Source organism: Streptomyces sp. SID11385 (assembly GCF_010548245.1).
GTDB lineage: Bacteria > Actinomycetota > Actinomycetes > Streptomycetales > Streptomycetaceae > Streptomyces.
On record NZ_JAAGLR010000496.1, the window covers coordinates 1 to 7867 of the forward strand.

The following is a 7867-nucleotide window of genomic DNA, read 5'->3' on the forward strand; positions in this document are numbered from 1 at the left end:
CGACCCGGCCCGCCAAGCCCGCCCAGGGCGCCGAGCCGCCGGAGCCGTCCGGCGGCGGCACGGCCGCGAAGGCCCCGGCGCACGGCAGGATCACGGGGGTCGTCGTCATCCTCGGCGTGGTCGCGCTCTGCTCCTCGTACGGGGAGGGCGCGATGGCCGACTGGGGCGCGCTCCATCTCGACCAGGACCTGGAGGCGAGCGCGGGCACCGCCTCCGCCGGGTACTCGCTCTTCGCGCTCGCCATGATGATCGGGCGGCTCTCGGGAACGACGCTCCTCGAACGGCTCGGCCCGACCCTCACCGTCGTCGGCGGCGCCTTCGTCTCCGCGGCCGGGATGCTGATCTCCGCGCTTGCGCCGACCCTGTGGCTCGCGCTCGTCGGCTTCACCGTCATGGGCCTCGGCGTCGCGAACATCTTCCCCGCCACGATCGGCCGCGCGGGCACCCTCGCCGGCCCGCAGGGCGTGGCCACCGCTTCGACGCTCGGCTACGGCGGCCTTCTCCTCGGCCCCCCGGTCATCGGTTTCATGGCCGACTGGTTCTCGCTGCCGACCGCCCTGCTCAGCGTCTCGGTCCTCGCGGCGCTGGCGGGCGTCATCGCGTGGACGACGCGGCGGGCGGGCGAGGCGCGCACGCCGCGGGTCGCGGAGACGGCCTGAAGCACCCGCCCCGCCGGTGAGGACGGCGGGGCGGGACGAGGAGGGCTTGCGCACGCCCCGGCACATCTTCCCTGCGAGCGCCCCGGCTCGTCCACGTACGAGGACAAGCCGGGGCGCCCCCGCGTATCAGCCCCGCGCCCCCGCCCCCGTCCCGTCGGGGGTCTCCTCCGGTGCCGCGTCGGCGGCCGGGCTCGGCTCGCGGCCGGAGGCGGAGGCGCCGCGCTTCCTCGGCTGCGGGTCGAGGCGCTGGAGGGCGCGGTTGGCGAGCGGGTGGTTGCGGACGAGTTCGGCGAGCGTGAGGGAGCCGCGCGTGATGCGGGCGAAGGCGCTCCACGCGGGGCGAATGGTGGTGAGAGCCGTGTGGAAGAGGCCGGGGCGGCGTTCGAAGATGCCGAGCAGGCGGCGGCCGACCGCCATCTCGACGCCGAGCCCGGCCTTGATGGCGAAGGCGTAGTTGAGGGCCTGACGGCGGGCGTCGACCGCGTCGTGCGCCTCGGAGACCCGTACCGCCCACTCGCCCGCGAGCCGCCCCGAGCGCAGCGCGAAGGAGATGCCCTCGCGGGTCCACGGCTCCAGGAGCCCCGCCGCGTCACCCGCGACAAGGACCCGGCCGCGCGAGAGCGGCGAGTCCTCGGTGCGGCAGCGCGTCAGATGGCCGCTGGAGACCTTCGGTTCGAAGCCGGCGAGGCCGAGGCGGCCGACGAAGTCCTCCAGGTACCGCTTCGTCGCCGCGCCCTCGCCGCGCGCGGAGATGACACCGACCGTGAGGGTGTCCCCCTTGGGGAAGACCCAGCCGTAGCTGCCGGGCAGCGGGCCCCAGTCGATGTGCACGCGGCCCTTCCAGTCGGCGGCGACGGTCTCGGGCACGGGGATTTCCAGTTCGAGCCCCAGGTCGACCTGGTCGAGCTTGACGCCGACGTGCGCTCCTATCCGCCCCGCGCTGCCGTCCGCGCCGACGACGGCCCGCGCGAGCAGCGTCTCGCCGCCCTGGAGGACGAGCGCGACCGTGCGCCGGTCGGGCACGGCGGGGCCGTGCTGCTCGACGCGCTGCACGACGGCACCGGTCCGCAGTTCGGCGCCCGCCTCCTGCGCGGCCTCGACGAGCCCGAGGTCGAACTCGGGCCTGTTGACGAGGCCGAAGAGCATGTGCCGGGCCTTGCGGGTGCGCTGGTACTTGCCGTCGAGGCTGAAGGTGACCGCGTGCACCCGGTCCTGGAGCGGCAGGTCGAAGCCCGGCGGCAGGCTGTCCCTGGAGGGCCCGATGATGCCGCCGCCGCACGTCTTGTACCTCGGCAGCGCGGCCTTTTCGAGGAGCAGGACGCGCCGCCCCGTGACGGCCGCCGCGTAGGCCGCCGAGGCTCCGGCGGGACCCGCGCCGACCACCACCACGTCCCACACCCGTGAGGTGGCCGCCGAGTCCTGAGCTGTGTTGTCGCTGCTCACGATGTGCTTCCGCTCCCCATCCCGCTGTTGACTGCTGTGCGTGACCCCGGTTTCCCGGGCATCCTACGGCCGGGCGGCAGGTGGTCCGGCTGTGGGAGTATCGAGAGATCGTTCGCCGTGCACACACCCGCGCGCGAGCCGTCGGGATGTCCGTGAAGTCCCTTGTGGGACCGCGCGGAGAACCCGGTGTACCCGCTACAACGTCGCAGTCCCCTGGAGGGTGCCCATGTCGCCGAATCCGTCTGCGGAATCCGCCGCAGCGAACCCGCTCGCGGAATCCGTCGCCTCCTTGATACCGCACGCCCAGGAGGAACTGGCGGAGCTGGTCGCCTTCCGTTCCGTCGCCGATTTCGAGCTGTTCCCGCGCGCGGAGTCCGAGGGCGCGGCGCGCTGGGTGGCGGACGCGCTGCGCGCGGAGGGCTTCGAGGACGTCGCGCTCCTCGACACGCCGGACGGTACCCAGTCGGTCTACGGCAGGCTCGCGGGCCCCGAGGGCGCGCCGACGGTGTTGCTCTACGCGCACTACGACGTCCAGCCCCCGCTCGACGAGGAGGCGTGGCGGACGCCGCCGTTCGAGCTGACGGAGCGCGAGGGGCGCTGGTACGGGCGCGGCGCGGCCGACTGCAAGGGCGGTGTCCTCATGCACCTCCTCGCGCTGCGCGCCCTCAAGGCGAACGGCGGGGTGCCCGTCACGGTGAAGTTCATCGCCGAGGGCTCCGAGGAGCAGGGCACGGGCGGCCTGGAGCGGTACGCGGAGGCGCACCCCGAACTGCTGGGCGCCGACACGATCGTCATCGGCGACTCGGGCAACTTCCGGGTCGGCCTGCCGACCGTGACGACCACACTGCGCGGCATGACGATGGTGCGGGTCTCGATCGACACGCTGGCGGGGAACCTGCACTCGGGCCAGTTCGGCGGCGCGGCGCCCGACGCGCTCGCGGCGCTCGTGCGCGTCCTCGACTCGCTGCGGGCCGAGGACGGCTCGACGGCCGTCGACGGGCTTCCCGCGGACGCGGAGTGGGACGGGCTCCAGTACGCCGAGGAGGACTTCCGCGCGGACGCGAAGGTCCTCGAAGGCGTGGAGCTGATCGGTTCGGGGACCGTTTCCGACCGGATCTGGGCGCGCCCCGCCGTGACAGTGCTCGGTATCGACTGTCCGCCGGTCTCCGGTGCCACGCCGTCCGTGCAGGCGGCGGCGCGTGCGCTCGTCAGTCTGCGGGTGGCGCCCGGGCAGGACGCCGTGAAGGCGACGGAGCTGCTGACGGCGCACATCGAGCGGCACACCCCGTGGGGCGCGCGCGTGACGGTGGAACAGGTCGGCCAGGGCCAGCCGTTCCGCGCGGACACGACGAGCCCGGCGTACGGGGCGATGGCGCGCGCGATGGCCGTCGCCTACCCCGGCGAGGAGATGCAGTACGCGGGGCAGGGCGGCTCGATCCCGCTGTGCAACACCTTGGCGGGGCTCTACCCGGAGGCGGAGATCCTGCTCATCGGGCTGAGCGAGCCCGAGGCGCAGATCCACGCGCCGAACGAGAGCGTGTCGCCGCGGGAGCTGGAGCGGCTGGCGGTCGCCGAGGCGGTCTTCCTGACGGAGTACGCGACGGACGGGCGCTGAGCGGTACGAGGTGGGGCGGCGCCGCGCGCGGAAAGGTCGCGGGCGGCGCCGCGCGCGAAGGTCGCGAACGCGCCGCCCGCCCGTGCCGGACTCCCGGTGCCCGTGTCCCGCGCTCAGCCCAGAGCGTAGCGGCGTGTGAAGCCGGCCCCGGTGGCGCACGTTCGGTGCATGGACACCTTGACGGTACGGCCCGGCTTGCACGTCTTCCGCTTCCCGGTGGGACAGGCGTACCTGTGGCACGAGAACGGCGCGGGTGGCGCGGACGGCGCGCTGACCCTGGTGGACGCGGGTCCGGTCGGCGCGGGCGAGGAGATCGCGGCGGGCATCCGGGGGCTGGGGCTCGACCCCGCCCGTCTGGAGCGCGTCGTGCTGACGCACGCGCACGAGGACCACTGCGGCGGAGCGGCGGAACTGGCCCGCGCGTACGGCGCCGAGGTGGTCGCGCACCGCTGGGAGGCCCCCTACCTACGGCACGAGACGCCGCTTCCGCCCCCGGTGCTGCTCGACGCGGAGCTGCCGATCTGGGAGGCGACGCGCGGGCTGCCGCCCGCACCCCCGACACGCGTGAACCGGCTGGTGGAGGACGGCGACCCGCTCCCCTTCGGCGGCGGTGCCCGGATCGTGCACACGCCGGGCCACACCCCGGGCAGCATCGCGATCCACCTGCCCCTGCACGGCGTCCTGTTCACGGGTGACACGGTGGCGGTCACGGACCGCGTGCGCCTCGGCGTCTTCCACATCGACCGCGAGGCCGCCCGCGCCTCCCTGCGGCGCCTGTCGGTCCTGGGCCCGGCGGTGCTGTGTCCGGGCCACGGCGAGACGGTGACGGAGGACGCGGCGGCGGCGCTGGTGTACGCGGCGGAGCGGGACGGGGGGTTGTAGGTGTACGCACGAGGAGGCGACACGCTCACCCACCTGCCGGCAGTGGCGGCCGGAAGGCGTCACTCGGTCGGACGGCGCCGGGACGGGACCGTGCTCGCCGCGGGCGCGACGCGAGCCGCCGAGTGCCGTGTCGAGCAGTGGGAGGACGTCGTCGCGGTGGCGGCCGGCAACGTCCACACCGCGCGGAACACGGGCAGGTCCCACACGGTGGGGCTCCGGTCGGACGGCACGGTGCCGGCGACCGGCTGGAACGACGACGGGCAGTGCGAGGTCGCCAGCTGGCAAGGCGTCACGGCCGTGGCCGCGGGCTGGCGCCGCACGCTCGGGCTTCTCGCGAACGGCCGCGTACGGGCAGTCGGCCGGGGTGCGGAAGGACAGTGCGACGTACGGTCCTGGCGCGAGATGGTCGGCATCTCGTGCGGTGACTGGCACTCGGTCGGCGTCCGGTCGGACGGTTCGGCGGTGGCAGCGGGGAGCAACCGGCGAGGGCAGTGCGCTGTCGCAGGGTGGCGTGGCCTCACCGCCGTTTCGGCCGGCTGCCTCCATACCGTCGGTCTCCTGGCCGACGGGCGGGCCGTGGCGACCGGGGACGGGACGGCCGGGGCGTGCGAGGTCGATGCGTGGGAGGACCTGCTGGCGCTCGACGCGGGCAGTTACCACACCGTCGGCGTCACGACGTCCGGACGCGTCCTCGCGGCGGGAGACAACCGGTACGGACAGTGCGAGGTCGGCGACTGGCACGACATCGTCGCCGTGGCGGCCGGTTCGGCGCACACGCTCGGCGTGCGTGCGGACGGAACGGTCGTGGCCGCGGGGAACAACGCCGACGGGCAGTGCGACGTCGATGGCTGGTCCGGCGTCCGGCTCGCGTAGCGACCGCAGCCTCGTCGACGACGCCGAACGGGGCTGGTCACGTCAGCCCCGGTTCAGTCCGTCAGCGGGGTTCCCCGCTCCAGGTAGGCGATCGTGCCGGTACGCCTCGCTCGCAGCGCCCATCGCAGCCGCGCGTAGCGGACCGGGGGCAGGAGCTTCGCCGCCTCCTCCTCCGTGACGAAGCGCCAGTCGCGCAGTTCGGGGCCCGGCAGGACGAGAGAGGCGTGGGCCGCGTCGGGGAGGCGCCCGCCGTCGAAGAGGAGCCGCATGCCGCCGAATCCGGGCGGTATCGGGGGTTCCCAGTCGACGACGAGGAGGTGGAGCCCGGCCCGCAGGCGGACGCCCGTCTCCTCCTGGACCTCGCGCAGGCCCGCGAGCGAGGGTGCCTCGCCACGTTCGACGACGCCGCCGGGGAACTCCCAGCCGGACTTGTACGTGGGATCGACGAGGAGGAAACGGCCGGTCTCGTCGAAGAGGAGCACCCCTGCGGCGAGGGTCTCCGCCGTGGGTTCGGCGGTCTGCACGATCGGGCAGGCGGGCAGGGCGCCGGAGGCGAGCAGCCGGGCGAGGGCCTCGGCGGTGGGGCGCGGGCCGTGCGGATCGGCGGGGAGGGGGTGCGCGTCGGCGGTGAGCCAGTCGGCGAGCGCGCTCGCGTAGGCGGTGGTACGGGCCGGGGCGGGCGCGGCGGTGCCGTTGACGGTCGTGGGGCGGGTGCGCGTCGCCGTGGTGACGAGGTGGTCCCCCTGCGCCGCTTCGACCCGTACCGTCTCGGTCCGTACCGGCTCCGCCCACGCGTGCAGGATCGTTTCGTCAGCCTCGATCCGCACATGGTGCACAGCGATCGCGCGCGAGGCGAGGCGGCCGAAGAGGTGGTCGCGCCGCTCCTGGGCGTACAGCGGCAGCGGTACCACGAGCACGCCGCCCACCTCGTCCAGCAGCGCCGCCGCCGTCTCGACGAACAGGCGGCGCCACAGCGGCAGGTCGAGCGGATCGCTCCCCTCGGGCGGCGGCACCGGGAGCCGGGCGACGAGATCACGCGGATCGAACAGCGTGCTGTCCGCGAGGACGTCGCACACCTCGCGGGCCACCGCCCGCACCGCCGCACCCGTCGCCCCGTTGATCCAGACGATCACGGTCCCCCCTCTCTTCGTGGCCTCCTGTGGCTTGCCCGGTCGGCGGGGGAGCGAAAACCCCGGGGGCGCAACCTCCCGCGCGGGGGCACACGGTGGCGGGTGACGACCCGTTTCGGGGGCATACGCCTTGGCACGGACGACAAGGACACGGCTGGAACAGGCGGAGGTGCGCCATGACGCACACACAGGTACTGGATCGCTTTCCCGCGGGCGGCCCGCGCGGCAGTTGGCCGGCGGAGGAGCGGGCGGCGCGGGAACGGGCGGCAGGCAGGGCGGCGACGGTCGTCATGGATCTCGCCTCGGACGACTACCTCGTCGTGGTCGACACGGGCGAAGCGGCCGGGACGCTTGCGGCCTGACGGACGGTACGGGCCGAAGGGGCGCACGGGGCCGACGCGCGCAGACGCGCGGCCCCAGGGGGCGTGAAGCGGTTCGCGGGGCGCGGATGGAAGCGCGGGGGCGCACCGGCGCACACCATGGGGCGCGCAGGGCGTTCAGAGGGTGTGCCCTGGTCGGCGCGGTGGTCCCGACCGTACCGCGTGTCCCACGGGAGACGGATGTTTTCGCCGATATCGCCCGAACAGCCCTCACGCACGGCAATCTGTCCCTCGCGGACTGTTCCCTTTCAACGCGAGGACGCACCATGTCTCAGGTTCCCGACGCGCCCCTTGGCATCGGCACCGGCCCCCTCAGCGCGGCGCTCCAGGAGGAACTCGCCCATCTGTGGCGGGACCTCGACGACGCGCGGCACGGAGCCGTGAACGGCTACTGGTCGATGCGCTGCGACTGGCTCGTGAGCCGTATCAAGCGGATCACGCCGCTCGTCGGCCCGACGCCCTATCAGCAGATCCAGACCCCGCTCCTGGAGCAGGGCATCTACCAGCGCGTGCACGCCGAGCTCGGGATGCCCGCGCCGGTGGACATGGACGAGGTGGCGGCCCGGCACGACACCGAGGAGGCGCTGCCGACGAGCGCGCGCTGACGCCACCGGCCCTGAACGCTCCACCTCACGTCGAAGCATCTCTCGCCCTCACGTCGAGGCATCCCTCACCGTCCGGTCGGGGCATGCCCCGACGTGAGGCCGGGCCGCGTCGCGGCGCGAGCCGCGTCAGGAGGTGGCGCGCTGCCGCAGCGCGCCCGCCGCGGCGCCCACGAGGCCCGCGTCCGTGCCCATCTGCGCGGGGACGACCTCCAGGCCCTGGACGAAGGAGAGCGTGGCGTACTCCCGGAGCGCGGCGCGCAGCGGCGTGAAGAGCAGGTCG

General features: G+C 74.4%; 8 protein-coding genes and 1 pseudogene. 6 read left to right on the forward strand and 3 right to left on the reverse strand.

Features of this window, described 5'->3' with window-relative positions; translation table 11 throughout:
• Window positions 1–659: MFS transporter (locus tag G3I42_RS15325; protein WP_164286326.1), on the forward strand; the 659-nt coding region annotated here is incomplete at its 5' end.
• Window positions 660–785: 126 nt separating this feature from the next.
• On the opposite strand, the gene G3I42_RS15330 is transcribed toward G3I42_RS15325, so the two are convergent.
• Window positions 786–2102, reverse strand: a complete 1317-nt coding sequence (locus tag G3I42_RS15330; protein WP_164286328.1) for a geranylgeranyl reductase family protein — start codon at window positions 2100–2102, stop codon at window positions 786–788.
• 226 nt (window positions 2103–2328) lie between these two features.
• Between G3I42_RS15330 and G3I42_RS15335 the strand changes: the two genes are divergently transcribed.
• From G3I42_RS15335 to G3I42_RS15345, 3 genes are all read left to right on the forward strand, one after another.
• Entirely contained in the window at window positions 2329–3717 is a 1389-nt protein-coding gene (locus G3I42_RS15335) for a dipeptidase (protein WP_164286330.1), read from the forward strand.
• A gap of 168 nt (window positions 3718–3885) precedes the next feature.
• Window positions 3886–4599, forward strand: coding sequence for an MBL fold metallo-hydrolase (locus G3I42_RS15340; protein ID WP_203606847.1), 714 nt, complete (start codon window positions 3886–3888; stop codon window positions 4597–4599).
• A gap of 90 nt (window positions 4600–4689) precedes the next feature.
• Window positions 4690–5472, forward strand: coding sequence for a chromosome condensation regulator (locus tag G3I42_RS15345; RefSeq protein WP_343244551.1), 783 nt, complete (start codon window positions 4690–4692; stop codon window positions 5470–5472).
• Window positions 5473–5525: 53 nt separating this feature from the next.
• On the opposite strand, the gene G3I42_RS15350 is transcribed toward G3I42_RS15345, so the two are convergent.
• Window positions 5526–6605 carry an NUDIX hydrolase gene (locus G3I42_RS15350; protein WP_164286332.1) on the reverse strand — a complete coding sequence of 360 codons (1080 nt, stop codon included), beginning with the start codon at window positions 6603–6605 and terminating at the stop codon, window positions 5526–5528.
• A gap of 173 nt (window positions 6606–6778) precedes the next feature.
• On the opposite strand from G3I42_RS15350, the gene G3I42_RS15355 reads away from it, so the two are divergent.
• Window positions 6779–6964, forward strand: coding sequence for a hypothetical protein (locus G3I42_RS15355; protein ID WP_164286334.1), 186 nt, complete (start codon window positions 6779–6781; stop codon window positions 6962–6964).
• A 284-nt stretch (window positions 6965–7248) separates the two neighbouring features.
• Complete coding sequence (locus G3I42_RS15360; RefSeq protein ID WP_164286336.1) at window positions 7249–7587, forward strand: hypothetical protein; 339 nt, start codon at window positions 7249–7251, stop codon at window positions 7585–7587.
• 126 nt (window positions 7588–7713) lie between these two features.
• Here the strand turns inward: G3I42_RS15360 and G3I42_RS37610 are convergent.
• Window positions 7714–7867 (reverse strand): annotated as a pseudogene (locus G3I42_RS37610) (ROK family protein); the annotation flags it as partial.